General features: G+C 69.9%; 25 protein-coding genes and 1 pseudogene. 14 read left to right on the top strand and 12 right to left on the bottom strand.

Features of this window, described 5'->3' with window-relative positions; all coding sequences use genetic code 11:
* Positions 1–16: 16 nt before the first annotated feature.
* The 10 genes and pseudogenes from SPR02S_RS44140 to SPR02S_RS65305 all read left to right on the top strand — a co-directional run bounded on the left by SPR02S_RS44140 (position 17) and on the right by SPR02S_RS65305 (position 10,602).
* Positions 17–2,182: a beta-galactosidase gene (locus tag SPR02S_RS44140; RefSeq protein WP_019063456.1), complete on the top strand. Its 2,166-nt coding sequence runs from the start codon at positions 17–19 to the stop codon at positions 2,180–2,182.
* Positions 2,179–3,540 carry an ABC transporter substrate-binding protein gene (locus tag SPR02S_RS44135; RefSeq protein ID WP_019063455.1) on the top strand — a complete coding sequence of 454 codons (1,362 nt, stop codon included), beginning with the start codon at positions 2,179–2,181 and terminating at the stop codon, positions 3,538–3,540. The genes SPR02S_RS44140 and SPR02S_RS44135 overlap by 4 nt, the downstream gene beginning before the upstream one ends.
* A 66-nt stretch (positions 3,541–3,606) precedes the next feature.
* Positions 3,607–4,560, top strand: a complete 954-nt coding sequence (locus SPR02S_RS44130) for a carbohydrate ABC transporter permease (RefSeq protein ID WP_019063454.1) — start codon at positions 3,607–3,609, stop codon at positions 4,558–4,560.
* Entirely contained in the window at positions 4,557–5,441 is an 885-nt protein-coding gene (locus SPR02S_RS44125) for a carbohydrate ABC transporter permease (RefSeq protein WP_019063453.1), read from the top strand. The genes SPR02S_RS44130 and SPR02S_RS44125 overlap by 4 nt, the downstream gene beginning before the upstream one ends.
* Before the next feature lie 650 nt (positions 5,442–6,091).
* Entirely contained in the window at positions 6,092–6,871 is a 780-nt protein-coding gene (thiM, locus tag SPR02S_RS44120; protein ID WP_019063452.1) for a hydroxyethylthiazole kinase, read from the top strand.
* 40 nt (positions 6,872–6,911) lie between these two features.
* The gene (locus SPR02S_RS44115; RefSeq protein WP_019063451.1) at positions 6,912–8,291 is read left to right on the top strand and encodes an LLM class flavin-dependent oxidoreductase; all 1,380 of its coding nucleotides are present in this window, start codon (positions 6,912–6,914) and stop codon (positions 8,289–8,291) included.
* Entirely contained in the window at positions 8,288–9,157 is an 870-nt protein-coding gene (locus SPR02S_RS44110; RefSeq protein ID WP_019063450.1) for a sulfurtransferase, read from the top strand. Before SPR02S_RS44115 ends, SPR02S_RS44110 begins: the two co-directional genes overlap by 4 nt.
* A 61-nt stretch (positions 9,158–9,218) precedes the next feature.
* The gene (locus SPR02S_RS44105; protein WP_019063449.1) at positions 9,219–9,902 is read left to right on the top strand and encodes a GntR family transcriptional regulator; all 684 of its coding nucleotides are present in this window, start codon (positions 9,219–9,221) and stop codon (positions 9,900–9,902) included.
* Between the two features lie 118 nt (positions 9,903–10,020).
* A pseudogene (locus tag SPR02S_RS65885) lies at positions 10,021–10,358 on the top strand (ATP-binding cassette domain-containing protein); the annotation flags it as partial.
* A 106-nt stretch (positions 10,359–10,464) separates the two neighbouring features.
* On the top strand, positions 10,465–10,602 hold the full coding sequence (locus SPR02S_RS65305) for a hypothetical protein (protein WP_019063448.1): 138 nt from the start codon (positions 10,465–10,467) through the stop codon (positions 10,600–10,602).
* Positions 10,603–10,634: 32 nt separating this feature from the next.
* Here the strand turns inward: SPR02S_RS65305 and catC are convergent, their stop codons facing one another.
* The 12 genes from catC to SPR02S_RS44040 all read right to left on the bottom strand — a co-directional run bounded on the left by catC (position 10,635) and on the right by SPR02S_RS44040 (position 21,382).
* A complete protein-coding gene (catC, locus tag SPR02S_RS44095) occupies positions 10,635–10,913 on the bottom strand; it encodes a muconolactone Delta-isomerase (RefSeq protein ID WP_019063447.1) in 279 nt (92 codons plus the stop codon).
* Positions 10,914–10,925: 12 nt separating this feature from the next.
* Positions 10,926–11,783 (bottom strand): catechol 1,2-dioxygenase, encoded by an 858-nt coding sequence (gene catA / locus SPR02S_RS44090; protein ID WP_019063446.1) that lies wholly within the window; start codon positions 11,781–11,783, stop codon positions 10,926–10,928.
* A gap of 35 nt (positions 11,784–11,818) precedes the next feature.
* Positions 11,819–12,922, bottom strand: a complete 1,104-nt coding sequence (locus SPR02S_RS44085) for a mandelate racemase/muconate lactonizing enzyme family protein (protein ID WP_019063445.1) — start codon at positions 12,920–12,922, stop codon at positions 11,819–11,821.
* Positions 12,919–14,154 (bottom strand): amidase, encoded by a 1,236-nt coding sequence (locus tag SPR02S_RS44080; RefSeq protein ID WP_019063444.1) that lies wholly within the window; start codon positions 14,152–14,154, stop codon positions 12,919–12,921. The genes SPR02S_RS44085 and SPR02S_RS44080 overlap by 4 nt, the downstream gene beginning before the upstream one ends.
* An 88-nt stretch (positions 14,155–14,242) precedes the next feature.
* Positions 14,243–14,767, bottom strand: a complete 525-nt coding sequence (hpaC, locus tag SPR02S_RS44075) for a 4-hydroxyphenylacetate 3-monooxygenase, reductase component (protein ID WP_019063443.1) — start codon at positions 14,765–14,767, stop codon at positions 14,243–14,245.
* A 58-nt stretch (positions 14,768–14,825) separates the two neighbouring features.
* A complete protein-coding gene (locus tag SPR02S_RS44070; protein ID WP_019063442.1) occupies positions 14,826–15,779 on the bottom strand; it encodes a PDR/VanB family oxidoreductase in 954 nt (317 codons plus the stop codon).
* Between the two features lie 63 nt (positions 15,780–15,842).
* Positions 15,843–16,610, bottom strand: coding sequence for an SDR family NAD(P)-dependent oxidoreductase (locus SPR02S_RS44065; RefSeq protein ID WP_019063441.1), 768 nt, complete (start codon positions 16,608–16,610; stop codon positions 15,843–15,845).
* A complete protein-coding gene (locus SPR02S_RS44060) occupies positions 16,607–17,137 on the bottom strand; it encodes an aromatic-ring-hydroxylating dioxygenase subunit beta (RefSeq protein WP_052347145.1) in 531 nt (176 codons plus the stop codon). Before SPR02S_RS44060 ends, SPR02S_RS44065 begins: the two co-directional genes overlap by 4 nt.
* Positions 17,127–18,401, bottom strand: coding sequence for an aromatic ring-hydroxylating oxygenase subunit alpha (locus SPR02S_RS44055; protein ID WP_019063439.1), 1,275 nt, complete (start codon positions 18,399–18,401; stop codon positions 17,127–17,129). Before SPR02S_RS44055 ends, SPR02S_RS44060 begins: the two co-directional genes overlap by 11 nt.
* The gene (locus tag SPR02S_RS44050; protein WP_019063438.1) at positions 18,398–18,766 is read right to left on the bottom strand and encodes a hypothetical protein; all 369 of its coding nucleotides are present in this window, start codon (positions 18,764–18,766) and stop codon (positions 18,398–18,400) included. The genes SPR02S_RS44055 and SPR02S_RS44050 overlap by 4 nt, the downstream gene beginning before the upstream one ends.
* 63 nt (positions 18,767–18,829) lie before the next feature.
* Complete coding sequence (locus tag SPR02S_RS44045; protein WP_019063437.1) at positions 18,830–20,002, bottom strand: acyl-CoA dehydrogenase family protein; 1,173 nt, start codon at positions 20,000–20,002, stop codon at positions 18,830–18,832.
* Positions 20,003–20,143: 141 nt separating this feature from the next.
* Positions 20,144–21,382, bottom strand: coding sequence for an ROK family transcriptional regulator (locus SPR02S_RS44040; RefSeq protein WP_026151428.1), 1,239 nt, complete (start codon positions 21,380–21,382; stop codon positions 20,144–20,146).
* A gap of 226 nt (positions 21,383–21,608) precedes the next feature.
* Between SPR02S_RS44040 and SPR02S_RS44035 the strand changes: the two genes are divergently transcribed.
* The 4 genes from SPR02S_RS44035 (at position 21,609) to SPR02S_RS44020 (ending at position 25,720) form a co-directional block, all read left to right on the top strand.
* Positions 21,609–22,700 (top strand): Gfo/Idh/MocA family protein, encoded by a 1,092-nt coding sequence (locus tag SPR02S_RS44035; RefSeq protein WP_019063435.1) that lies wholly within the window; start codon positions 21,609–21,611, stop codon positions 22,698–22,700.
* An 8-nt stretch (positions 22,701–22,708) separates the two neighbouring features.
* Entirely contained in the window at positions 22,709–23,617 is a 909-nt protein-coding gene (locus SPR02S_RS44030; RefSeq protein WP_245607724.1) for a sugar phosphate isomerase/epimerase family protein, read from the top strand.
* A gap of 63 nt (positions 23,618–23,680) precedes the next feature.
* Positions 23,681–24,790 carry a Gfo/Idh/MocA family protein gene (locus tag SPR02S_RS44025; protein ID WP_019063433.1) on the top strand — a complete coding sequence of 370 codons (1,110 nt, stop codon included), beginning with the start codon at positions 23,681–23,683 and terminating at the stop codon, positions 24,788–24,790.
* A 39-nt stretch (positions 24,791–24,829) separates the two neighbouring features.
* Positions 24,830–25,720 (top strand): sugar phosphate isomerase/epimerase family protein, encoded by an 891-nt coding sequence (locus SPR02S_RS44020; protein WP_019063432.1) that lies wholly within the window; start codon positions 24,830–24,832, stop codon positions 25,718–25,720.
* Positions 25,721–25,777 lie beyond the last annotated feature (57 nt).

Genomic DNA, 25,777 nt, shown 5'->3' with positions numbered 1-25,777 from the left:
GGGGGAACCGACACTCATGAACTCACGTGCACCCAAGAATGTTAACGTTAACGATCTTCCTCGACGCATCCTCTTCGGCGCCGCCTACTATGCCGAATACCAGCCTTACGAACGGCTGACCACCGATCTGGACCTCATGGCCGAGGCCGGATTCTCGGTCATCCGCGTCGGCGAATCCGTCTGGTCCACCTGGGAGCCCGAGGACGGCCGCTTCGAACTCGACTGGCTGCAGCCGGTGTTGGACGAGGCCCACGCCCGGGACATCTCGGTCATCATCGGGACGCCCACCTACGCCGTCCCGCCGTGGCTGCGCCGCAAGTACCCGGAGACCGCGGCACATCGAGCCACCGGCCGACCGGCCGCGTACGGCGGCAGGCAGGACGCGGACTTCAGTCACCCGGCCTTCCGGTATCTCGCCGAACGCGTCATCAGGAAGATTGTCCCGCGCTACGCCGACCATCCGGCGGTCATCGGCTGGCAGGTGGACAACGAGCCCGGGATAGAGATCCTCCACAACCCCGCCGTGTTCCAGGGCTTCGTCGACCACCTCCGGACCACCTACGGCGACGTGGCGACCCTTAACGACCGCTGGGGGCTGACCTATTGGTCGCACCGCATCGGCGAGTGGTCGCAGCTGTGGACGCCCGACGGCAACACCACCCCGTCGTACGACCTGGCCTGGCGCCGTTACCAGGCGGACCTGACCACCGACTTCATCGGCTGGCAGGCCGGGATCGTGCGGGAACTCGCGGCGCCCGGACAGTTCGTCACGACCTGCATCGATCTGGGTCGCAAAGCCCTGGACGAGGTGGCGCTCGGACGGGAGTTGGACGTGGCCGCCACCAACATCTACTTCCCGATGCAGGACGGGCTGCGGCACCCGGCCCCCGCCGACCCGCCGTCGGCCGGCCGCCCGTGGTGGCTGCCCTGGTCCGGTGCCTGGGCGCTGTACCTCAAGTCCGACCTGTCGTACGGGATACGCCGCGAACCCTTCCTCGTCACCGAGACACACGCCCAGTCGATCGGCGAGTCGCACGTCAACTACCCGGCGTACGACGGCCAGTGGCGCCAGGCGGTGTGGGCGATGGTGGCCCGCGGCGCCTCGGCGGTCGAGTACTGGCACTGGCACACCCTGCACTTCGGCCTGGAGACGCACTGGGGCGGAGTCCTCGGGCACAGCCTCCAACCCGGGCGCTGCTACGAGGAGTTGAGCCGTGTCGGTGCCGAACTCCAGCAGGCCGGGGACGTGTTGGCCGGGCTCGAACCGGAGGCCGAGGTCGCGATCCTGTACTCGCTGGAGAGCAAGTGGGCGCTGGAGTTCCAGCCGCCCATCGCCGCCGGAACCAGTGGTGACCCGGACCGGCTGGCGTACGACCGCGTCGTCGCGACCCTCTACCAGGGCCTGTTCGACGCCGGGCTCCAGACCGCCGTACTGAGTCCGCGGCAGCTCGGGACGGACGCCGCCGCGCTCGCCGCCCGCTGGCCGGTGCTGGTGGTGCCCGCCCTGTACGTGGCGAGCGACGAACTCCTGGAACTGCTGGAGCAGTACGCGCACCACGGCGGCCACCTGCTCCTCACGTTCCGCTCCGGATACGCCGACGAGGACGCCAGGCCGCGCCCCCGGGTCATGCCCGGCGTGCTGCGGGAGGCCGTCGGGGCGCACTACCTGGAGTACACCAACCTGGCCGAGCCGGTGCGGGTGGCGGGACCGGACGGAGGGTTCGACGGCCGCGCGCTGGCCTGGGCGGACGCCCTCGTACCGGACAGCGCGAAGCCGCTGGCCACGTACGACCATCCGCACCTGGGCCGCTGGCCCGCCGCCGTCACGAACGAGCACGGGACCGGCCGGGTCACCTATCTCGGCACCCTGCCCGATGCCGCCCTGGCGCGCCAACTGGCCCGCTGGGTCGCGAAGACGACCCTGCCCGAGGACCCGTGGCGGGCCCGGCCCGCATCGGTGACCGTGACCGGGGCCCGCGCGGCCGACGGACGACGGCTGCGGTTCGTCAGCAACTGGTCGTGGGAGACGGCGCCCGTGCGGCTGCCCGTACCCGCCATGGATCTGCTTTCCGGCGAAGCGCTCGAAGCCGGATCGGAGTTTTCACTCGGAGCTTGGGATGTCCGGGTGCTCGTCGAGCGGGACACCGGGATCACCGGGAACAGACAGGAGGAGAGACGATGAGGTCTCCGACAAGGGGCAGGCGTTCGCGCCTGCTCGCCACCGCAGCGGGCGGGCTCGCCCTGCTCGTGCTGGCCGCCTGCTCGGGCGGCTCGACGGCCGGGTCCGGCAACGGCACCAAGTCCGTCGACATGGCAGCCGAGTTGAAGAAGCCGGCCACGATCGAGTTCTGGAGCTGGGTGGACGGCATCCAGTCCGAGGTCAATCTCTTCGAGAAGAAGTACCCCAACATCAAGGTCAAGGTGGTCAACGCCGGCCAGCCCGCCGCCGAGTACCCCAAGCTGCGTACCGCGCTGAAGGCCGGTAGCGGAGCCCCCGACGTCGTACAGCTGGAGGCCCACGAAGTCTCCTCCTTCACCATCACCAAGAGCCTGCTCGACCTGGCCCCGTACGGCGCGAACAGCGTCAAGAGCAAGTTCCTGCCCTGGGCCTGGAGCCAGGTCTCGCAGGGCTCCTCGGTCTACGCCATCCCGCAGGACACCGGTCCGATGGGCATGCTGTACCGCAAGGACATCTTCGACAAGTACCACATCCAAGTCCCCACGACCTGGGCGGAGTTCGCGACGGCGGCCGAGAAGCTCCACAAGGCCGACCCGAAGGCGTATCTGACCAACATGTCCCCGAGCAACGGCGCGTCCTACACCGGTCTGCTCTGGCAGGCGGGATCGCGCCCGTTCAAGAGCAACTCGGCGACGAGCTTCGACGTGAACATCGCCGACGCGCCCGCCAAGAAGGTGTCCGACTACTGGAGCGGCCTGGTCAAGTCGGGCGCGGTCTCCACCGACGCCGACTTCACCGACCAGTGGTACCGCGGCCTGGCCAGCGGCAAGTACGCCACCTGGCTCACCGCCGCCTGGGGTCCGCTGTTCCTGCAGGGCACCGCGAAGGGAACATCAGGCAAGTGGCGCGTCGCCCCGCTGCCCCAGTGGAGCGCGGGGGAGTCCGCCTCGGGCAACACCGGCGGCTCCACCAGCGCGGTCGTCAAGAGCACCAAGTACCCCGCCGCGGCTGCGGCGTTCGCGGAGTTCCTCAACAGCGACCCCGCGTCGACGAAGATGCTGGCCTCCAAGCAGTCGCTCTTCCCCGCCACGACGGCGCTGCTCAACGACCAGAGCTTCCTGAGTACTTCGCTGCCGTTCTTCGGAGGGCAGAAGGTGAACCAGGTCTTCTCGGACATCTCCAAGACGGTCAGCACGGACTTCACCTGGAGCCCCGTCCAGGACTACGTGTTCAGCGATTTCAACGACACCGTCGGCAAGGCGATGACGAACAAGCAGGACCTCACCGCCGCGCTCACCCAATGGCAGAAATCGGTCACCACATACGCCAAGCAACAGGGCTTCACCGTCGGTGGCAGCTGACCGGAGCACACCGAGCCCCCGTGGACGCCATCACCGGTGTGCGCGGGGGCCGGGGGAAGGTACGACATGAGCCAGACCGTCCCACCGGCCGCCGCGCGCCGCGTCCCGCCGCCGGTCGTCCCCAAGTCCCGCCGCCCGTGGCGGAGTTCCACCCGCGAGGCACTGACCGCGTACGGGTTCGTCGCCCCTTTCATGGTCCTGTTCGCCGCGCTGCTCGTGGTCCCCCTCTGCTACGCGGGGTATCTCAGCCTGTTCAGGTCGCAGCTGGTCGGCGGCGACGTCTTCGCCGGGCTGGACAACTACCGGCGGGCGCTGGACGATCCGCTGTTCCGGGAGGGCGTGCTGCGGATGGCGCGGTTCCTGGTCGTCCAGGTACCGGTCATGCTGGCCGCCTCGCTGCTCTTCGCCCTCGCGCTGGACAGCGGCCGGCTGCGCTTCCCGCGCCTCATCCGGCTGGGCATCTTCGTGCCGTACGCGATCCCGAGCGTGATCGCCGCGCTCATGTGGGGTTATCTGTACGGCCCGGACTTCGGTCCGTTCGCCCAACTGGCCCGGGACGTCGGTCTGGGCACCCCCGGATTCCTCAGCCCGCACTGGATTCTCGCCTCCCTCGCAAACATCGTGACCTGGGAGTTCGTCGGCTACAACATGATCATTATGTTCGCCGCCCTGCAGTCGGTGTCGCCCACGCTGTACGAGGCGGCGGCCGTGGACGGCGCCGGCGCGTTCCGCGTCGCCTGGCACATCAAGATCCCCGCGATCCGGCCGGCGCTGCTGCTCAGCGTGATCTTCTCGGTGATCGGCACCTTCCAGCTCTTCAACGAGCCCAAGCTGCTGTCCGCGCTCGCGCCGCAGGCCATCAACACCTCGTACACCCCGAACATGTACGCGTACACGCTGGTGTTCACCAACCAGGAAGTGAACTACTCCTCGGCCGTCTCCTTCCTGCTCGGCGCGGTGATCGTGGTCGTCTCCTACGCGGTGCAGCTCGCGTCCCAACGGAAGGCCCGCCGGTCATGACCAGCAAAACCACTCCCGCGTCGGCATCCTCCTCGACGCCCCGCCGCAGCAACATCCTCACCCTGATGATGCTGGCCTGTCTGGTGTACTTCCTGCTGCCGCTGTTCTGGCTCGTGGTCTCCGCCACCAAGGACAACGGATCCCTCTTCTCCACGTTCGGGCTGTGGTTCGGCGGCGGCTTCCACCTCTTCGGCAACCTCCGCGACGTCTTCACCTACAACGACGGCATCTACGGCCGATGGCTCCTCAACACCGCGCTCTACGCCGGGATCAGCTCCGTCGGCTCGGCCTTCCTGGCGGCGCTGGGCGGCTATGCCTTCGCCAAGTTCCGCTTCCCGGGCCGCAATCTGCTTTTCTCCATCGTGCTGGGCTCGATCATGGTGCCCAGCACGGTGCTGACCATCCCGACGTATCTGCTGTTCAGCAAGATCGGCCTGGTCAACACCCCGCTCGCGGTGATCATCCCGATGCTGCTGAGCCCCTTCGGTATCTACCTGATGCGGGTGTACGCGGACGGGGCGGTGCCCGACAGCCTTCTCGACGCCGCACGGGTGGACGGCGCCGGCGCGCTGCGTACCTTCTGGCAGGTGGGGTTCCGGCTGATGCTGCCGGGCTTCGTCACGGTCCTGCTCTTCCAACTCGTGGCCAGCTGGAACAACTACTTCCTGCCGCTGATCATGCTCAACAACCCGAAGCTGTACCCGGTGACCATCGGACTCGCCCAATGGCAGTCCCAGGCAGGCGGGTTGGGCGGCGCCCACGCCCTCTTCTCGATCGTCATCACCGGATCCCTCGTCTCGGTTCTTCCCCTCGTCGCGGCATTCCTCCTTCTGCAGCGCTACTGGCAGGGCGGGCTGGCCACCGGTGCTGTCAAGGACTGACCGGCGCAGCGCCACGAGTGCAGCCGTTCGCCGGAGCGTTGGAGCTTCTGTGCGCACTCCGCCAGGACACGGTGTCGCTCGGAGGGACAGCCCCATCCCGCTGATGGCGAAGACCTGTCCGGACGTGGTGAGTTGCTCGACGTCCTGCGGGAGTGTTCCGCGGAATCCACTTCACCAGGAGCCGTCCGTGAGGCGGCACAGGAAGTCCTTCCGGCCGCGGTGGTAGCGGCCGTGCGTGGCGGCCTGGGCAGACCGGGGACTTCGCGCCCCACGATCGTCGCGAGCTGTGGTGAGCCCGCGCCGAATGTGTCGAGCGCGACTGCCACGGTCATGCCCATGCAGCCCTGGTCGCGCGACGAGGCATTCCGGACCTCGTGTGACAGCTTCCTTCCAGGTGTGTGTGAAGGACCGCCGGGTTGTCAGCTGACATGGCAGTGCCCCAACCCCAGTCGCCCGACGGGTGATTCCGGATGCAGGCCGTGTGCACGAAGCGCGTGCGGAGATCGATCGGCCGCCGCCGGTTGTTGCGTCTTCGTGAAATGAGTCCGGCAGCCCTTGGAGGGGCGCCGACACTGCTGCATACAGTTGCATACACCTCGTGCCACGGCATCGGCCCCGACCTCCCCCTACTCCTTCGGAGACGCACCACCATGGAAGAGATCACCTACGAAGACCCCGCGGTCGCCGAAGGCATCGCGGCCATCCGCACCGGCTCCCCGTTCGTCTACGGCCTCACCAACTACGTCGCGGCCAACCTCAGCGCGAACGTCCTGCTGGCCGTCGGCGCGGGCCCCGCCATCGGTGCCGCCGCCGACTTCCCCACCGTCTTCCCGGCCGGCGCGGGCGGCGTCTGGATCAACACGGCCGCTCTGATCAGCAACCCCGCCGAACCCGTCACCGCCGCGGCCCGCACGGCCCACGCGGCAGGCACCCGCTGGGTGCTCGACCCGGTCGCGGTCGGCGCGGGAGCAGTCGAGTACGACGCGTTCGTCGCCTCGCTCCTGGAGTACCGGCCCACCGTCATCCGCGGCAACGCCAGCGAACTGACCGCCCTCGCGGGCGGCGACAGCACCGGCAAGGGCGTGGAGACCACTCTCTCCTCCGAGGACGCCATCGGTGTCGTGGAGGATCTCGCGCGACGCACGGGCGCGGTCGTCGCCGTCAGCGGTCCCACCGACTACCTCACGGACGGCACCCGCACGGTGGCCGTGCCCGGCGGCGATGTCCGGCTGACGCAGGTGACCGGCGCCGGATGCAGCCTCGGGGCGCTGATCGCCGGCGCGCTCGCCGTCGTCCCCGACGCGCTGACCGCCGCTGTCGTCGCGCACGCGGCCTACGCCGTCGCCGCCGAACGCGCCGGCGCCCGGACCACCGGTACCGGTTCCTTCGCCGTGGCCCTGCTCGACGAGCTGTCCCTGCTCGCCGTCTGAGCCGGCCCGCAGAACCGAACCACCCCTCCAGGAGCACCACTTGACCACCGACGACCCGCACACCGCCCCCCGCCTGCACCTCGCCGCCTTCCTCAACGCGGGTCCCCAGGGAACCGTCGGCTGGCGGCACCCCGACGCCGGCGACGGCTTCCTCACGGCCGCCCACTACACCCGTATCGCCCGCGTCCTGGAGGGCGCCGGCTTCGACATGGCGTTCGTCCCCGACTCGCTGGCCGTGCCGCGCAGCCTCGGGGACTCCTTCGACCCCGCCGTCACCTGGGGCACCGGCACACCGCGGCTGGACCCGATCCCGGTCATCACGCTGATGGCCGCGGCGACCGAGCACCTCGGCGTCGCCGCCACCGTGTCCACCGGCTACCAGGAGCCGTTCCACGTCGCCCGCGGCATGGCCACCCTGGACCATCTCGTCGGTGGCCGGGCCGGCTGGAACGTGGTCACCAGCTTCCAGGACGCCGAGGCTCAGAATTTCGGTCAGGACAAACTCCCCGACCGCCAGGCCCGTTACGACCGGGCGGAGGAGTTCCTCGAGGTCACCGCCCAACTCTGGGACAGCTGGGCCGACGACGCGATCGTCGCCGACAAGGGGAGCGGGATCTACGGCCGGCCCGACCGGGTGCGTGCCGTGGACCACCGGGGTGAACGCTTTGGCGTACGCGGCCCGTTGAGCGTTCCCCGACCGCCCCAGGGCTACCCGGTGATCATCCAGGCAGGCGCCTCCCCGGCCGGCCGGGACTTCGCGGCCCGCTGGGCGGACGTCATCTTCTGCAGCCACGAGTCGCTGGAGTCGGCCGTCGCCTTCTACGCCGACGTCAAGTCCCGTGCCGCCGCGCACGGTCGGGACCCCGAGCAGCTCAAGGTGCTTCCGGCCGCGACGACGGTCGTAGGCACCGACCTGAAGGACGCGCTCGCCAAGCACGAGTCGTTCACCCAACTCGTCCATCCGGAGGCCGGGTTGTCGCGGCTGGCCTACCACGTCAACGTGGACCTCACCCGCTACGACCTCGACGGCCCGCTGCCCTCCCTGGAGGAGGTGGGAGTCGAGGGTCACTATCGCGAGGTGGTCGAGTTCGCCGAGCGCGAGAAGCTCAGCGTGCGCGAGATCGGCCGCTGGTACGGCGCCCGCACCGAGGGCGACATGATCGGCTCGCCCGTGGACATCGCCGACATCATGGAACAGTGGCTCGACGCCGGCGCGGCCGACGGTTTCATGATCCAGGCCACCCATGTGCCCGCCGCCTTCGAGGAGTTCGCCGACCACGTCGTACCCGAACTGCGCCGCCGCGGCCTGGTGCGCACCGCCTACACGGGCGGCACCCTGCGCGACAACCTCGGCCTCGCCCGCCCCGAACAGGGTGAATGGCGACACCGCGCCCGCTCGGTCGAGGGAGGCCGTCCGTGACCGCTTCCGCATTCGTCGACGCGGCCTGGCTGCACCGGCACCTGGACGACATCGTCCTCCTCGACGCCACCGTGGACCGCCGGACCGAACCCGACGGCACCACCGTCTTCGTCGACGGCCTCGCCCTGCACACCGAACGCCGCATCCCCGGCGCCCACTTCGCCGACCTCGTCGCGGGCTTCTCCGATCCCCTCGCCCCCTTCCCCTTCACCCGTCCCTCCAGCGACCGCATCGCCGCGTACGCGCGCGAGTTGGGCATCCGCCAGGACACCGAGGTCGTCGTCTACGACCGCCTCTCGGGAGCGTGGGCCGCCCGGGTGTGGTGGGTGCTGCGGTCTGCGGGCATCACGGGTGTGCGGGTCCTCGACGGCGGGCTCACCGCGTGGGAGGCGGCCGGACTCCCGGTCACCGAGGGGCGCGAGGCGCCTCCGCCGCCGGGTGACCTCGTCGCGGCCCCGGCCCGCGAGCACTTCACCGACCTGGCCCGGATGCGCCTGATCGCCGACGGCGACGACCCCACCCCGGCCGTCTGCGCCCTACGCCACACCGAGTACCTGGGCGACCCTGCCCGGCCCCGCTCCGGACACATCCCCCGCACCACGAACCTGCCCTACGCCGACCTGCTCGCCCCGGACCACACGCTCGACCTCGAACGCACCGCCCACCTGGCCCAGTTGCACGGACTGCGCGAGGGAGCCGGTACGGTCCTGTACTGCGGCGGAGCGATCAACGCCGCCGGGCTGGCACTCGCCCTCCGCGAGATCGGCATCGACGACGTCGTCCTCTACGACGGTTCGCTCGGCGAGTGGCGGGCCCACCCCGAACTGCCGCTGGCGGTCGGGCCCGAGGAAGACGGTCGGCCGTGACGGGCCGCCCCCGTATCGGGCATGATCGGTCCCGGCCCGCGGGCCGACGACGAGGAAGCGGATGAAGAGCACACGGGACACGATCTACGACACCCTCAGGCAGCGGCTGACCTCCGGGTACTACCCGGCGGACGCCTCCCTCGTACCGCTCGCCCTGAGCGAGGAGTTCGCGGTCTCCCGCACCCCGGTGCGCGAGGCACTGGCGCTGCTGGAGCGGGACGGGCTGCTGGTGCCTACCAGGCGCGGGTTCGCACTGCGCCTGCGCTCGGACGAGGAGATGCTCGAACTCTTCGAGATCCAGGCGGTGTTGGACGCCACGGCCGCCGAGTCGGCGGCGCTGCGCCGCAGCCCGGTCGACATGGTCCGCCTCGACGCCCACCTCGACCATGCCCAGTCCCTGGACGAGCCCGCGCAGATCCGGCGGAGCCTGAACGACTGGCACGACGCGGTGCGCCAAGCCGCCCACAACGGAACCGTCGTCGCCTTCCTGCGGACCCTCGACGCACAGGTGAAGACAAGCGCGCCCTGGCGCACTCCCGAAGTCGCCGACACCTTCACCGCCGCCTTTACCGAACACCGCGCCATCACCGAGGCCATCCGTACCCAGGACACCGAGGCGGCCCGCATCGCCATGCTCGCCCACCACGGCCACGACCGGGACCGACGCATACGGCAACGCGTACGCGTGGACCGGACGTCGCCGTCCACGACGGCACCGGACGGTACCGCGAACGTTCAGCCGTGACCCTGCAGATCCACTCAGGCGAGCGGGACGTGGCGCAGGGCGCTGTACCTCAGGAGGCTGCTCGACGGCGTCAAGCGAAGTCCGCCAGAGGGAGCGGAGCGCCAAGGCCGTCACAACGGTGGGCCCGGTCGAACTGGACGTACCGCCGGGGGAGTTCCTCGTGCTCGTCGGCGCGTCCGGCTGCGGGAAGAGCACGTTGCTGCGGCTGATGGTGCACCGTCGGCGACAACGTCGACCCGGCGCTGCGGCACGCGGGAGTCGCCAGGGAGCGGCGAGGGCCACGCCGTGGCGAGCTGTCGGAGCGCGTCGGGTCGGAAGGCACCGACAGGCGACGGGTCCGGGAGATCTCCGGGGGTCGGCAGCAAACGCCTCGCCATAGCCCGCGCCCTGACCGCCGAGAACCCACTCTGTTTCCTGGACGCGCCCCTCGCCGCGCTGGACGCCCTGACCCGCGAACGGTCGGCCTCGACCTGCCTGCGCCGTTCCCGCGAGGGGACGCCGACGCCGACGAACTGCGCGGCTGCGCCTGGGGCAGTCGCGGGCAGACACGTCGACCGCGGCCGTGGCCGAAGCGCTCATCGGGGCGATGCTCCACCGGTTGCTCGTGCGGCAGGCCTGGACCGACGAGTTCATCAACGGCCTCCTCGACACCGTCTTCAAGGGCATCGGCGCACCGTCCGCCCCCGGGAGCGGACGGTGATGACAAAGCCCGGCGACTGCCCGTGCCGCTGGTCAGCGGATGGCGGACGGGTGCCGGGCCAGCGGGGTCACGGTGACGTCCATGTACGGGAAGAGGGGGAGGCCCCACAGGAGTTCGTTGAGCCGGTCGTTGTCGGTGACGTCGAAGACGCTGAGGTTGGAGTACTGACCGGCGCAGCGCCACAAGTGCAGCCATTCGCCGGAGTGTTGGAGCTTCTGGGCGTACTCCTTCTCGGCGGCGACGGTCGACGCCCGGAGTGCCGGGTCGAGATCGGGCGGCAGGTTCACGGTCATGTGGACGGCGAAGAGCATGACGGTCTCCGGTCAGGAAGCGGGATCGAGGACGAGGTCGTAGGTGACCTGGTTGCCACCGTCGCCCACCGGCCGCGGGTCGATGACGAGTTCCGGCTTGACGGCGGAGGCCACGTCGTCCTCGACGTGTTCGCCGCCGCGGAAGTACAGCTGGGCGGTGAGCGTCTCGTGGCCGGGCGCGGAGACCTTCAGGTGCAGATGGGCCGGGCGCCAGGGGTGCCACCCGGCGGCGGAGATGAGCGCGCCGCAGGATCCGTCGGTGGGGATCTGGTAGGGGGCGGGCTGGACGGTGAGCACCGCGAAGCGCCCCTCGTCGTCGGTCTCGACGGCACCGCGCAGGTTCCACTCGGGGATGCCGGGTGCGAACTGCGCGTACAGGCCGTCGTCGTCGGCCTGCCACATCTCCAGCAGCGCGCCGGACAGGGGCTCGCCCGAGACCCCCGTGACCTGGCCCTGGAAGAGGAGCGGGGTGCCGGATTCGTCGTCGCGCATCGGCAGGGTGCTGACACTGGGGAGGGCGGGAGCGCCCGGCACGTAGTACGGCCCTTCGATGGTTCCCTTGCTCCCCTTGCGCTCGGCGCCCGCGACCTCCTCGACGACGTGCTCGATCCACACGTCCAGGAAGAGCGGCCACTCGCCGTCCTCTCCGACAGAGATCAGCCACGCCTTGAGAGCGTTGTACTCCTCGTACGTCACCTGGTTCCGGCGGATGACGTCGTGCACGGCGGAGATCAGCTCGGTGGCAAGGGTGTTGACGCGCTCGGTGTCGGCGACGGCCTGGCCGGACGCGACGGTCTTGTCGGTGCGGAAGCGGTCGGTGGCCGAAGCACCGGATGCGGCGGCCGTGGCTTTCAGAGTGGTGTCGGACATGATGTGCGGCTCCTTTGCCGATCGGGAAATGCGGTTCAGCGGTCCTGGCGGTAGCGGGTGAGCTTGTCCGGGTCGATCGCGACGCCCAGACCGGGCAGATTCCGTACGGCGAGCGTGCCGTCGGTGATCGTGACCGGTTCGGTGAGCAGGTCGTCGCTCATGTCCAGGAAGTTGGAGAGTTCGCCGGCGCGGCGGGAGGCGGCGGCGTACGCGGCGCCGAAGGCGACCGTGCACACCGTGCCCAACTGGCCGTCGATCTGATTGCCCATCACCACTTCGGCGCCCATCCCCTCGCACTGGAACAGCACGCGCTGGGACTGGGTGAAGCCGGTGCGGGCGGTCTTGACGCTGATCGCGGTGGCCGCGCCGTCCAGCAGGGAGCGGGTCACCTCAGCCGGCGTGGTGGCGGACTCGTCCGCGACGAACGGCACGGGACTCTGCCGTACGAGCCAGCGACGTCCCAACACGTCGTCGGCGGGGCACAGTTCCTCGGCGAGGGTGATGCCGACGGGTTCGAGCGCGCGCAGGGCGGCGGCGGACTCCGAGGCGGTCCAGCCGCGGTTGCCGTCGACGTACAACTCGGCCTCGGCGCCCAGGGTTTCGCGCAGAGCCCGGCACACATCGACGTCGAGCGTGACGGGCCGCCGCCCGACCTTCACCTTGAAGGTGGTGATGCCGTACGTGTCGCGGATCCGCTCGGCTTCGGCCGCCATCCGCGCCGGGGCCTCGAAGCCGAGCATGTGCGAGACGCGCATGCGGTCGGTGTAGCCGCCGAGGAGTCGGGTGACGGGTTGGCCCAGAGCCTGTCCGGTTATGTCCCAAAGAGCCATGTCCACGGCTGACTTGGCGGCGGGATTGCCTACGGTGCGGTGCAGCCGGGCGTGCACCTGTTCGCGGGCGAACACGTCCATGCCGGTGAGCTGCGGTTCGAAGATCTTCTCGATGACGCCGATCACGGACTGCTGTGTCTCGCCGTAGGTGAAGGGGCGGGGTGGCGCGTCGGCGACTCCCACCAGCCCTTCGTCGGTGTGGACTTGGACGAGTACGTGCTCGGCGCTGTGCACCTCACCGCTCGCGAAGCGAAGGGGCTTCAGGTACGGGATCGAGTACGGGATCGTCTCGATCGCGGTGATCTTCATCGGGTGCCGTCGGCGATCTCCTGGATGACCGTCTCCGTGTGCCGGGCGATGCCGAGCAGGCGGGCCACGCGGTCGGGGTGGCCGATGAGTTGGAGGCCGAGCGGCATGCCGTGCGGGTCGCGGTGGCCGGGGACGGTGACGACGGGCAGGCCGAGCAGTTGCCAAGGGCGGCTGAGCACGGGGGTGCCGGTGGCGTCCAGGCCGTACGGGGCGGGGCCCGGGGCGGCGGGAGCGAGGATCACGTCGCCCCGGGTGAGCAGGTCGAGGATGTGGGCACGGGCGGTGCGCGCGGTGTCCTGTGCCGCGTGGTACTCGCTCTCGGGGGTCCGGCGGCCACGCTCCAGCAGTTCGCGCAGGGGAGTGCTCAGCGACTCCGGGTGCTCCGCCTCGGCGGCCAGGGAACGTGCGGCCTCGTACGCCATGACGGTGGCGTGGGCTTCGGCGAGTTCGGGTGTCCGGACCTGGCCGCCCAGGTCGTTCGCCTTGGCACCGGCCGCAGTCAGCGCCCTGGCGGTGCGGTCAAGCGCGTCGAGCATCGCCGGGTCGATGTCGGCCAGTTCGGTGCCGCGCCAGACCAACACCCCGGTACAGTCCGGGATGTCGGCCCTGGTGCCGTCGACGGCCTCGACCACGGCGGCCAGTTCGGTGACCTTGGCTGTGATCAGACCCGGCGCGTCCAGGCTCGGGCTGAGCCCCGTGATCCCCCGCGTCGACCAGGCGCCGACCGGGGCGACGTACCCGGCGACACCGCAGAAGGATGCCGGCCGGGTCAGCGAACCCGCCGTCTGCGAGCCCAGCGCCAACGGCACCACACCCGCAGCGACCGCTGCCGCGGACCCACTGGAGGAACCGCCCGGAGTGTGGGCGAGGTTGTGCGGATTACGGGTCGGGCCCGGTTGGAAGTACGCGAACTCGGTGGTGACCGTCTTGCCCAGCGGTACGGCGCCCGCCCGGCGCAGCCGGTCCACCAGCCAGGCGTCGGACGTGGCGATTCGCCCTCGCCGGAGCGGGGAGCCGCACTCGGTGGGCAGCCCGGCGACGTCGATGATGTCCTTGACGCCGACCGGTACACCCCGCAGCGGCCCGTCCGTGACACCCTCGGCCCTCCTGCGCGCACCCTTCGCGTCGACGAGAGCCCAGGCACGGATGTCCGGCTCGGTCTCGGCCAGGCGTCGCAGTGCGCCGTCGACCGTTTCGCGCGGATCGTGCGCGGCGGATGTCAGTGAGGGCACGTCAACCTGCTTTCGAAGTAGGGGTGTTCCTCAACAGGCGCATTTCAATGGGCTGTTGCTCAATGGGCGGATTTCGACGGGCTGTTACTCAACAGGCCACCGGCGGCGCCGAGTCCAGCCGGTGGAAGCTGCGGTTGAAGTAGACGAGGCTGTCGCCGCCCGGCCGGGTGCGGATCTGCTCGATCTCGACGAACAGCACGCTGTGGGTGCCCATGGGCTTGGAGTCCTTGATGGTGCCGACCACGGTCACCACCGCGTCCTTGAGCACCGGCACGTCATGCGTCCGGTCCCAGACGTCCCAGGTGAAGCGCTCGGCCATGGACGCCTCGGTCGCGCCGGCGAAGTGCATCGCCAACTCCTGCTGGTCCCCGCCGAGTACGTTGACGCACACTCGGCCGTTGGCGTTGAACACGTCGTGCATGGCGCTCTTGCGGTTGACGCAGACCAGGACGGTCGGCGGGTCGTCGGTCACCGAGCAGACCGCGCTGACGGTGATGCCGCACCGGCCGTTCGGTCCGTCCGTCGTCAGGATGTTGACGGCCGCGGGAAGGTGCGCCATCGCCTCCCGGAAGTCCGCCTGAATCGGGGCGCGTTGGGTGTCGTACGCGTTCATGGTCGTCTGTTCCTCTCTGCGCCGGTCTCCGGCGCGGCGCATCGCTCGGCGTGCCCGCTCACCACAGCTCGACCACCAACCGGGGTGACCTGGAGCGGGAGACACACGCGGCGATCTGGTCGCCCGCCGCCTTTTCCTTGGCGGTCAGGCAGTGGTCGCGGTGGTCGGGCTCGCCGTCGAGGACCCGTAGGACGCAGGTGCCGCAAATACCCTCGCGGCAGGAGGTGTCGAGCGGGACTCCGTTGTCCTCCAGTACTTCGGCGATGCTCTTGTCGGCGGGCACGGTGTAGACCTCGCCGGTGTCGAGCTCGACCTGGAAGCTCTCGCCGGGTGCGGCGTCCGGCTGGTCCGTCGCCTGGAACAGCTCGGAGTGGATCTGGTCCTCCGGCACGCTTCGGGCCGCGAGCGCGGAGACCTGTTCCATGAACCCCTGGGGTCCGCAGGTGTAGACGTGTGCGCTCGCCGGGAGATCGGTGAGCGCCTCCGAGAGTGCCTGGATCGTGGTCTCTCGCCCGTGCCCGAAGTGCCGGACGACCCGGTCGGCGAAAGCGGACTCCTCCAGCCGGTCCGCGAAGGCCGCCTCGGCCCGGCTCCGCGCCACGTAGTGCAGCCTGAAGTCCGCACCGGTGTCGAGGAGTTCGTACGCCATTGCCAGCAGCGGCGTGATACCGATGCCGCCCGCGACCAGGTGGTGCTCGCCTGCGTCGGGGTCGAGGCCGAAGAGCTGCCGAGGTGCGCCGATGCGCAGCTCCGTGCCTGGTTCCGCCTTGTCGTGCAGGGCGTGGGAGCCGCCGCGGGACGTCTCCTCGCGTTTGACCGCGATGGTGTAGGCGCCGGCGTCGTGCGGAGGCCCGCACAGTGAGTAGGGGCGGGTGATCCCGGTCGGTCCGGTCACGTCGATGTGAGCACCGGCCGGGTAGCCGGGGAGCGGGCCGCCGTCGGAGCGGGCCAGCCGGAGCACCTTGACCGCGTCGGTGACGTCGACGGCCTCGGTGACGGTGACAGTGAACATCCGTCTGCCTTCACATTCGGGGCGGAATCAAAGGGGCAAGGGGGCTTCGGCGCATGCAGGGGTTCAGCGCAGGTAGAGGCCGCCGTTGGCGTCCCAGCACGCCCCGGTCACCGTGTCCGCGGTGTCCGCCGCCAGCAGCACGGCCATGTCGGCGATGAACTCGGGGCGCCCGAGGCGCCGTACGGGAATCGAGGCCTCGATCTGCGCGAGCTTGTCCGGGTCGACGCTGTCTCGGACGGAGGGCAGTTCCTGCGGGCCGGGGGATATGGCGTTGACCGTCACGCCCTGCGGCCCGAGTTCGCGGGCGAACACCTTGGTGAGCGTGATGACGCCGCCCTTGGCCGAGGCATAGTGCGCGCCGGTCGCCGTGCCGCCGTTCTGCCCGGCGAGCGAGGCGATGTTGACGATGCGTCCGTAACCGCGGTCGGCGAAGTACGCGCCGAGCACTTGGCAGCCGAGGAACGTGCCGTCGAGGTTGGCCGACACGACCGCGCCGAAGCTGTCGGGGGTGATGTCCATCAGCGCCTCGACCTTGGAGAGGCCCGCGTTGTTGACCAGGACGTGGACGGCGCCCCAGCGTGCGACCAGGTCGTCCAGTACCCGTACGAACGCGGTCTTGTCGCGGGCGTCCAGGCCGAGCCCGACCGCGGAACTCCCGGTCGGGTCCAGGGCGGCGGCGGTCTTGACCGCGGCCTCCTCGTCCAGGTCGGTGACGGCGACGCGGTAGCCCCGGTCGTAGAACCGGGAGGCGATACAGGCGCCCAGGCCGCGGGCCGCTCCGGTGACCAGCACGACGAGTGGCTGGTCGTCCTCCCACCCTGCCGGGCTCACAGGAGGAACCCCGACGCCGTCACGGCGTCCTCGGAGTTGATCAGACGGACGACCTTGCGCACGATCCGGGGACCGTCGGCGGTGAACGTGACGCGGTGCGTGAGATCGGCCGCCAGGACGAAGGTCTCGCCGCGCTTGTAGCCCACGACGATCTGTGCCGAGGCGATCTCGATGGAGTCCTCGGACTCGTCACGGGCGGCGACCGTGAAGCGGGAGACGGTACGGACCGTACGGGCCGCGGCCGTCGCCGAGATGGAGAAGCCCCCGGTCAGCCGCTCGATGCGCATCCGGCGCATCCGGTCGTCGTCGTACACCAGGTTCAGCGAGCCGGCGAAGTCCGTCGTCTCCGGGTCGATCGGGATGACGTACTCGCCGCCCTCGGCCCACAGCGTGTCCCACTCCTCGTACCGCTTGGCGTCCAGGAGGCGGGCCTCGCGCCAGATCAGGGACAGTGCGGCGAGGGCACGCGGATCGTCGAGCGGCAACTCGGCATCCACAACTGCCGTACTGAGAACGTCACTTGACATCGGTCATCATCCTCTTCCACATCGCGTAGGCCTCTCGCATGCCGGTCTCGTCGGTCGCGTGGGAGGTGGGCTGGCCCAGGTCGTTGGGCTTCTCCCGGCCGAGGCCCCGGTTGACGAGGATCGGCATGTCGACGCCGCCGGTCACGCCGCGCTGGACGCGGTTCCAGGCCTCGGCGTCGTCGGGGCTGCCGAAGCCGAACGGGCCCTGGAAGTGCTCGTGGATGCGCAGCCGTTCGCGGTTGACTATCTCGGGGCCGCCGTCGAGGCCGAGGGCCACATGCCGGATCTCCGTCTCCGCGACCGAGATCGGCCGCAGGACCCGGAAGAAGGACATCGACATGGCCACGTTCGGGAACAGGTTGAGGTTGAAGCCCGCGCCGTGCAGCGAGCGCACGATCCGCCGCACGCGCTCCGGCGGCAGGTCCTTCGACAGCTCCTCGATGACGTGACCGAAGCGGTCCTGGAGCTTCTCGGTGCCGTCGTCGACGTCGAGGTCGACGTGCTCGGCGACGGAGACGGACACGCTGTGGCCGTTGCCGAGGGCGTGGGTGACCGCACTCTCGTCGGTCATGATCGACAGCATGCTCGCGGTCTCGGCGTCCACGGACGACATCCAGGAGCGGTGCACGATCGGGAAGTGGTACCAGTCGGTCGTGTTCTCCAGCTGGATCTTCCAGTTGCCCTGGAAACGGAACTTGTGCTCGCCCTGCACCTTGATCGGGAAGCCGGCGCCCTGCTTCATGAAGCGGTCGATCCACAGCCGCGCCCCGCCGAGGAAGTCCTCCAGCGGTTCGATCTCGTCGTTGAAGCTCGCGAAGATCATGCCCGCGTACGTCCCCACCTTGAGGCGTTGCAGCGGCAGGTCCTTCTTCTCCGTGACGTTCTCGTAGCCCTCGGGATAGGGGATGCCCCGCAGCGTGCCGTCCAGGGCGTACGACCACGCGTGGTAGGGGCAGGTGAAGCCGTTGCCGTTGCCCTTGGGGACGTCGCAGACGCTGGCGCCGCGATGGCGGCAGCGGTTGAGGAGCACGTTGATGCCGCCGCGGCGGTCGCGGCTGACGATGACGGGACGGCGGCCGATCCAGGCGGTCTTGAAGTCGCCCGCCTTGGCGATCTCGCTCTCGTGGGCCACCCACACCCAGGTGCGGTGGAAGATCCGGTCCATCTCCAGCTCGAACAGCTCCGGGCCGGTGTAGAGGGTGCCGGCGACGCGGTCGTCCTTGACGAGCGCGGCGAGGTCGGGAGTCTCCGGGGACACGGTCATCGGGTGGCCTCCGGCTCGGGCAGCGGACGGCCGACGCGCGCCTCGATCTTCATGTAGCGCCACAGCCCGTGCTCGCCGACCTGGACGGTACGGAAGAGGTTGCAGGCCGCGGCCACCGTCGGCTGGTCGACCACGTCGGCGAGGACGTACGACGTCCAGGGCCAGGATCCCGAGGGGCCGACCATGTGCTGGTCGTCGTCCATGGTGCCCAGCACGCTCACGCCGGGCAGCTCCCAGAGCTGGGAGAGCATGGTCGTGAAGCCGTCCCAGACCGCCTTGCCCTGACCGGTGGGCAGATCGAAGAAGTTCTGGTTGACGCCGATACAGAAGAGCACGCGCAGGGGTTTGTCGCCGGAATTGGGCATGGGGGAGTTCCCGCCTTTCAGGGGTGGGCCGGACAAGGGCTGCTCGGAGGGGGCCGGGAAGGACTAGAGGTAGCCGGGGAAGGGCTCGACGCCCATGAGGACCGCGCCGGCGCCGTCGTACATGCCCTCCTGGAGGAAGGCGTGCTGCGGGACGACGGACGCGTCGCGCAGGTAGCGCTGCATCGGGTGGCCGTCGGTGATGGCCGGGATGCCGCTGAGCTGGTAGGCGGCGCGGACGACCTCGAACGAGTTCTTCGCGAGATGGGCGGAGGCGAGCCGCAGCAGACTCGCCTGCTCGGGGGTCGCGGGATCTCCCGCCTCCACCGTCGCCCACACCTCGCCGGTGGTCTCGTAGAAGAAGGCGCGGGCGGACCGGAGTTGGGCTTCCGCCTGGCCCACCGCGATGCGGTAGGTGGCGCGTTCGGCGGGCTTGGGGGCGCCGGTGAATCCGGCGCGGCCGCCGCTGGCGATCGCCTGGTCGAGTGCGGCGCGGGCGACTCCGAGACCGACCACGGCAAGGACCTGGGCGGCGTACGGGACGGTCGGGTAGCGGTACAGCGGTTCGTCGACGGTGGGTTCGCCGCCGCGTACGAACGTCCACTCCTCGGGGACGAGCGCTCCGTCGGCCACCAGGTCGTGGCTTCCGGTGCCGCGCATGCCGATGACGTCCCAGTTCTCGACGATCTCCAGCTGCTCGGGGCGCATCACGGCGGTCAGTGGACGACCGGCGTTCGGCTGACCGGCGTGGTCCCCGCTCGCCTTGATGCCGACACCGAGGACGTCCGCGCCCTTGCAGCCGCTGGCGAACTTCCACCGGCCCGAGACCCGGTACGTGCCGTCGACGAGTTCGGCCGGCTGGACGGGGAACAGGCCCCCGGCGAAGGCCACATCGGGCCCGTCGGCGTACAACTCGGCCTGGGTCTCCAGGGGTAGCGCGGCCAGATAGACGAGGGCCGAGCCGAAGCTGGCCACCCAGCCCGCAGATCCGTCGACCTCCGATATCCGTTCGATGAGCCGCAGGAACTCGGCCGGCGGCAGTGCGTCGCCGCCGAAGCGCTTGGGGGCACCCGCCCGGTAGAGACCGGCTCGCTTGAACTCGGCGACCATGTCCCGCGGAACGTGGCGCTTCTCCTCGAACTCCGTGCGACGCTCGGCCACTTGGGACAGCACGCGGTCGAAGGCGGCCGCTCGGGCGTCGGAATCGACCGGTGCCGGGGATTCCAGCGACTGCGTCATGGGACGAACTCCTCGCGTTTGCCGGGCGGTCCTCGTTCCCGCCGTGCCTTCACGCTAGGCGCGGCGGGAACGGCCCGACAATTGGGAGTTGGCTGGAGTGTGTAGGGGATTCCTTTACGTGGTCCGGTGCGTCAGGAGCCCTTACGCGGGTTCGCTCGCCAGGAGTCGCGCGATGCCCGGCGGACTGAAGATGTCCCGGGTGGCGAGCGCGATCCCGCCGTGGATCCCGGCCGCGGCGCCGAGCTGGGTGGTGGTGATGGTGAGTTTGCGGGTGGCCAGGGGCAGGGCGCGCTGGTAGACCACCGCGCGGACGCCGGAGAGCAGATCGTCGCGGAGTTCGCTCAGAGGGCCGCCGAGCACCAGGGTGCGGGGGTTGAACATGTGCACCAGCATCGCCACCACCTCGCCGATCTCGGTGGCGGCCTGGCGCAGCGCGTGCAGGGCGGGCGGATCACTGTTGGCCACCCGTAGCGCCAACTCGTGGGCGCCGTGCAGCGGGTCCTCGCCCGTCGACTCGGGAATGCCGAGGCTGCGCAGGATCGCCCGGTGGGAGGCGAGCGCTCCCACGCAGCCGATGTTGCCGCAGGCGCACAGCACATCGCCGCCGCCGACCGCCCGGATGTGACCGATGTCGCCGGCCGCCCCGTCCGCTCCGCGGTACACGTCACCGTTCGCGGTGACGATCCCGGCACCGATACCACTGGCGATCTTGATGCACAGCAGCGGAGTGTCCGCCTCGGCCTGGCCGGCCTCGCCGAGCGCCATGAGGTTGACGTCGTTGTCCACCACGACCGGGCAGCCGAAGGCGGTGCGCAGATGCTCGGCGACGGGGTAGCCGTCCCATCCGGGCATGCCGGTCGGACGTACCGCGCAGCCGTGCTGGAAGTCGACGGGACCGGGCAGTCCGACCACCGTCTCGCGTACCCGGCCCGGGTCACGGCCGTGCTTCGCCAGCAGACTTGACAACCGCTCCGTCACCGCGTCCAGCACCGCCTTGGGGCCGTCGTCGATCCGGATGTCCACGGTCTCGTGCGCGATCACCCGCTGGGTGAGGTCGGCGATGGCGACCTGGCTCGACAGGGTGTCGATGTCCGCGACGGCGATGGTCCCGGCCTGCGGGCTGATCGTCAGGACCCGCGGCGGGCGACCCCGGACCGACTCCCTGCTCTCGAGCTCCTGGAGTATGCCGCGCGCCACGAGGTGGTCGACCTGCTGGCCCACGGTCGAGCGGGCGAGGCCACTGCGCCGGGAGATCTCCGCGCGGCTGGTCGCCTCACCGGAGACCACGAGATCCAGCACCCTGCGCAGCGCGAGCGGCACCGGGGAGGACGGTGCCGTCCCTGCGGTGTGTCCCTCGCTGTATCCGTCGCCTTTATGCATTCCAGTGACCTTAATTAGGTCACCTTCCGCCCGTCAACAGGGTCTTCAGGCCATGGATGTCTGGATCATGACGAGATCGTTTCTATGTGTACTCGAGATTTGACCGATTTTAGGCCTTGAAAAAAATTAAATAGGGCCTCTTGTGCTTTTCCGTCGAACTAAACGATGGTGATGCGCAACGCGGCGTTCAGGCCGCGGTCGGTCGGAAGACGGCGGAGGTGCACCGGTGAGTGGTTCCCTGCGAGCGGTCGTGATCGGGACCGGAATGATCGGCGCGGTACACGCCGCGGCGATCCGCTCGGCCGGCGGAATCCTCGCCGGAGTGGTGGCATCAACCCCCGGGCGCAGCGCACAGGTCGCCAAGGAGTGGGACGTACCCGCCCGGTATCCGGACTTCGACGCGGTACTCGCCGACGAGAGCGTCACGGTGGTGCACCTCTGCACGCCCAACGCCCTGCACGTCTCGCAAGCCGAGGCGGCCTTGCGCGCCGGCAAGCATGTGATCTGCGAGAAGCCGCTGGCCACGTCCGCCGCCGACGCCGAGCGGCTCACCCAACTGGCCGAGCGCGCCGGGCTGTTGCTCGCGGTTCCCTTCGTCTACCGCTATCACCCGCTCGTCCGGGAGATCCGCGACCGCCGCCTGCGCGGTGAGTTCGGGGCGTGGCAGCTCCTCCACGGCAGCTACCTCCAGGACTGGCTGCTGGCCGAGGACGCGACGTCCTGGCGGGTGGACCCGGCCGAGGGCGGGCCCTCGCGGGCTTTCGCCGACATCGGCTCCCACTGGTGCGACCTGGTGGAGTGGGTGGCCGGAGTCCGCTTCACCGAACTGACGGCCCGCATCGGCACCACGTTCGCGAACCGGCCCACCGAGGACGTGGCCGCCGTACTGCTGCGCACCGAAGACGGTATCCTCGGCACGCTGACGGTCTCCCAGGTCTCGGCGGGCCGCAAGAACCGGCTCTGGTTCGAGCTCGACGGCGCCGACGGCAGCGCGGTCTTCGACCAGGAGAACCCCGAGACCGCGTGGCTGGGCGCCCAGGACGGCGCACGGATTCTCGTCCGCGATCCACAGCACGGCTCCGCCGAGCAGCGGCGCCTGTCCCGCCTGCCCGCCGGACATGCCCAGGGTTACGCCGACTGCTTCAACTCCTTTGTCACCGACGCCTATGCGGCCATCGAGGGCGGCACGCCCGAAGGCCTGCCCACCGGCGCGGACGGGCTGCGCTCGGCGCGGCTCGTGGAGGCCGTCATGAGGTCGGCCGGGTCTCTCGCCTGGACCGACGTGTCACACCCGCACGACCAGGAGACCCTCATATGAAACTCGGCATGCTCACAGCCTGTCTCCCGAACCTCTCCCTGACGCAGATCGCCGCCTGGGCGAGCGAGGCTGGTTACGAGGCCCTGGAGGTCGCCGCCTGGCCCGCCACCGGCGGCCGTGACTTCGAAGCCGCACACCTGCCGGTGGCCGACTTCGGTAGCCAACAGGCCGACGAGACAAGGGAGTTGTTCGAGCGTCACCGCCTCCAGCTCTCGGCGCTCGCGTACTACGAGAACAACCTCCACCCCGACGCCGGGCGCCGGGAAGAGATCCACACCCACCTCAAGAAGGTCATCGACACCGCGGCCCTCCTCGACGTTCCGTACGTCGGCACCTTCGTCGGCCGCGACTGGACCCAGCCGGTGGCGCACAGCCTCCGCGAGGCCGAGAAGATCTTCCCCGAACTCGTCGAGTACGCGGGCGAACGCGACGTACGCCTCATCATCGAGAACTGTGTGATGGAGGGCTGGCACCCGGACGGCTACCCGGGCAACCTCGCCTACTCGCCCGAACTGTGGGAGTGGATGTTCTCCCTCGGGCTCTACCTCAACTGGGATCCCTCGCACCTGACTTGGATCGGCGTCGACCCGGTGAAGACCATCGCGCCGTACGCCGACCGGATCGTCCACGCCCAGGCCAAGGACGCCGAGATCCTGCCCGGCGCGATCGACCGCTACGGCGTCTTCGGCAAGGCGGTCGGGCGCGACGACCCCTGGGACAACGGCTGGTGGCGCTACCGCGTCCCGGGCCGCGGCCAGGTCGACTGGAACGCCGTCGTGGACGCCCTGTACGAGAACGGCTTCACCGGGACGCTCTCGGTCGAGCACGAGGACCCGGTGTGGAGCGGCACCGAGGAGAAGGTCAAGACGGGCCTTGAGATCGCCCACCGCACCCTGCGGCCACTGATCGTGGCCTGACGCGCGCCGTGCGCCCCACCCGACCGACACGCCCCCCAACTGACAAGAAAGCGCAGGAGATTCATGGCTCAGGAGAACACGCGGCACCGCATCGGGATTCTGGGCGCGGGCAACATATTCGGCCGTTACGTCGAAGGCCTGCGTAATTTCCCGGAGCTGGAAGTGGTCCGCGTCGCCGACATCGACCCGGCCCGCGCCAAGCAGGCCGCCACCGAATTCGGCATCCCGGAATGGGGGGACGACACCGCACTCCTCGCCGACGACAGCGTCGAGATCATCATCAACATCACGCCCCCGCAGTTCCACGCAAAGACCACCATCGCCGCGCTGGAAGCCGGAAAGCACGTCTACGCGGAGAAGCCCCTCGCCGTCACCGTCGAGGAGGGCCGGAGCATCCTCGAAGCCGCGGCGCGCACCGGACGCCTGCTGGGATCGGCGCCCGACACCTTCCTGGGCAGCGCCGTACAGACCGCACGGCACGCGATCGACGCCGGACTGATCGGCGAGGTCGTCGGCACCACCGCCTTCGTACGCTCCAGCCGCGCCGAGACCTGGCACCCCGACCCCCGTTCCTTCTTCCAGCCGGGCGCCGGACCCGTGTTCGACATGGGCCCCTACTACCTGGCGGCCCTGATCAACTGCCTCGGCCCGGTGAACTCGCTCTCCGCGGCCACCCGCATCGGCGCCAAGACCCGCAAGGTCACCAGCCCCGACCGCGTGGTCGACGAGATCACCGTCGAGGTACCCACCCACGCGTCCGCCGTGCTCACCTTCACCTCCGGAGCCATCGGCACCGTCCTGATGAGCTTCGACGTCTGGGACACCGAACTGCCCCGGATCGAGATCTACGGCACCGAGGGCACCCTCGCCCTGCCGAACCCCAACTTCTTCGACGGCGACGTACGGCTCAAGCGCCACCAGGACACCGACTGGGAGGTACTCACCCCGGTGACCGAGCTGTTCGGAGCCGTGGGCACACCCGAGCAGCACCGCCGAGGCCTGGGCGTACGGGATCTCGTCGGCGCGCTCGCCGGCGAACCGCACCGCGCGAACGCACAGTTCGCCTTCCACACCCTGGAAGTCCTCGCGAGCTTCGAGATCGCGCAGCAGGAGAACCGGGTCGTCGCGCTGGAGAGCAGCTGTGACCGCCCCGCGCCCCGCTACGCCCACTGATCCCGAGCCACGCACCGCACGCTGAAAGGACCCGAGAACATGAAGATCAGGCAGGACCGTCTCGCTATTAACCCCCTGCAGTGGGTCGCGAGCGCCGAGGGCTGGATCGACCCCTCCCTCGCGCCGTTGCTGGAGAAGCGGCTGGAGGTCATCCGCGACGCCGGCATCACCGCCGTGCACAGCGATGTCCCCGGCGACATGACGGCCTCGGCGTACGCCGCGCTGCTGGCCGAGTACGGACTGAGCGCCGCGCCCGGATACGTTCCCGTACGGCTCACCGAGGAGGAGGCCGAGCGGCAGCAGTACCGGGACAACGCCGCGCGGATCGCCGCACAGCACGCGGAGCTCGGCGTGCCCACGATGTTCCTCGCCATGGGGATGGCCAAGGACGCGGTGCGCGTGGCCCGCCCGGCGGTCGGCCAGGACGCCGACCAGGATCGGCTGGAACGTGTACGGGACCTGCTGGCGGAGACGGCCGCGATCATCCGCGCCGAGGGCATCACCCCCGCCTTCCATCCGCACGTGGGCACCTGGGCCGAGACCGAGGAGGAGACCCGCTTCGTCCTCGACACCGTCGACGCCTCGATCCTCGGGTTCGGTCCCGACATGGGCCACCTGGCCTGGGCGGGCGCCGACGCCGCGCAACTTGTCCGCGACTACGCCGACCGCGTGGCGAGCGTCCACATCAAGGACCTGGACCTCAACCTTGCCGCACAGGCGAGGGAGGCGGGATGGGACTACCGCAGGACGGTGAAGGCGGGCCTGTGGTCGGAACCCGGCCACGGGAACGCCGACATCGAAGGCTTCGTCGACGCGCTCCCGGACGGCTTCGACGGCTGGCTGATCATCGAGGTGGACCGTGGGGCCCAGCCGACGCCGGAGGAGAGCGTCCGCAAGTGCGGGGAGTGGGCCGCCAAATACGTGCAGTGATCCACCGGCTCGGAACGTCGAATGACTGGTTGTTCACACCCGGGGAGCGGGACGACC

The organism is Streptomyces prunicolor NBRC 13075 (genome assembly GCF_000367365.1).
GTDB classification, from domain to species: Bacteria; Actinomycetota; Actinomycetes; order Streptomycetales; family Streptomycetaceae; genus Streptomyces; species Streptomyces prunicolor.
The sequence above is the reverse complement of the archived record's forward strand: the minus strand, read 5'-3'. Positions and strand labels throughout refer to the sequence as shown.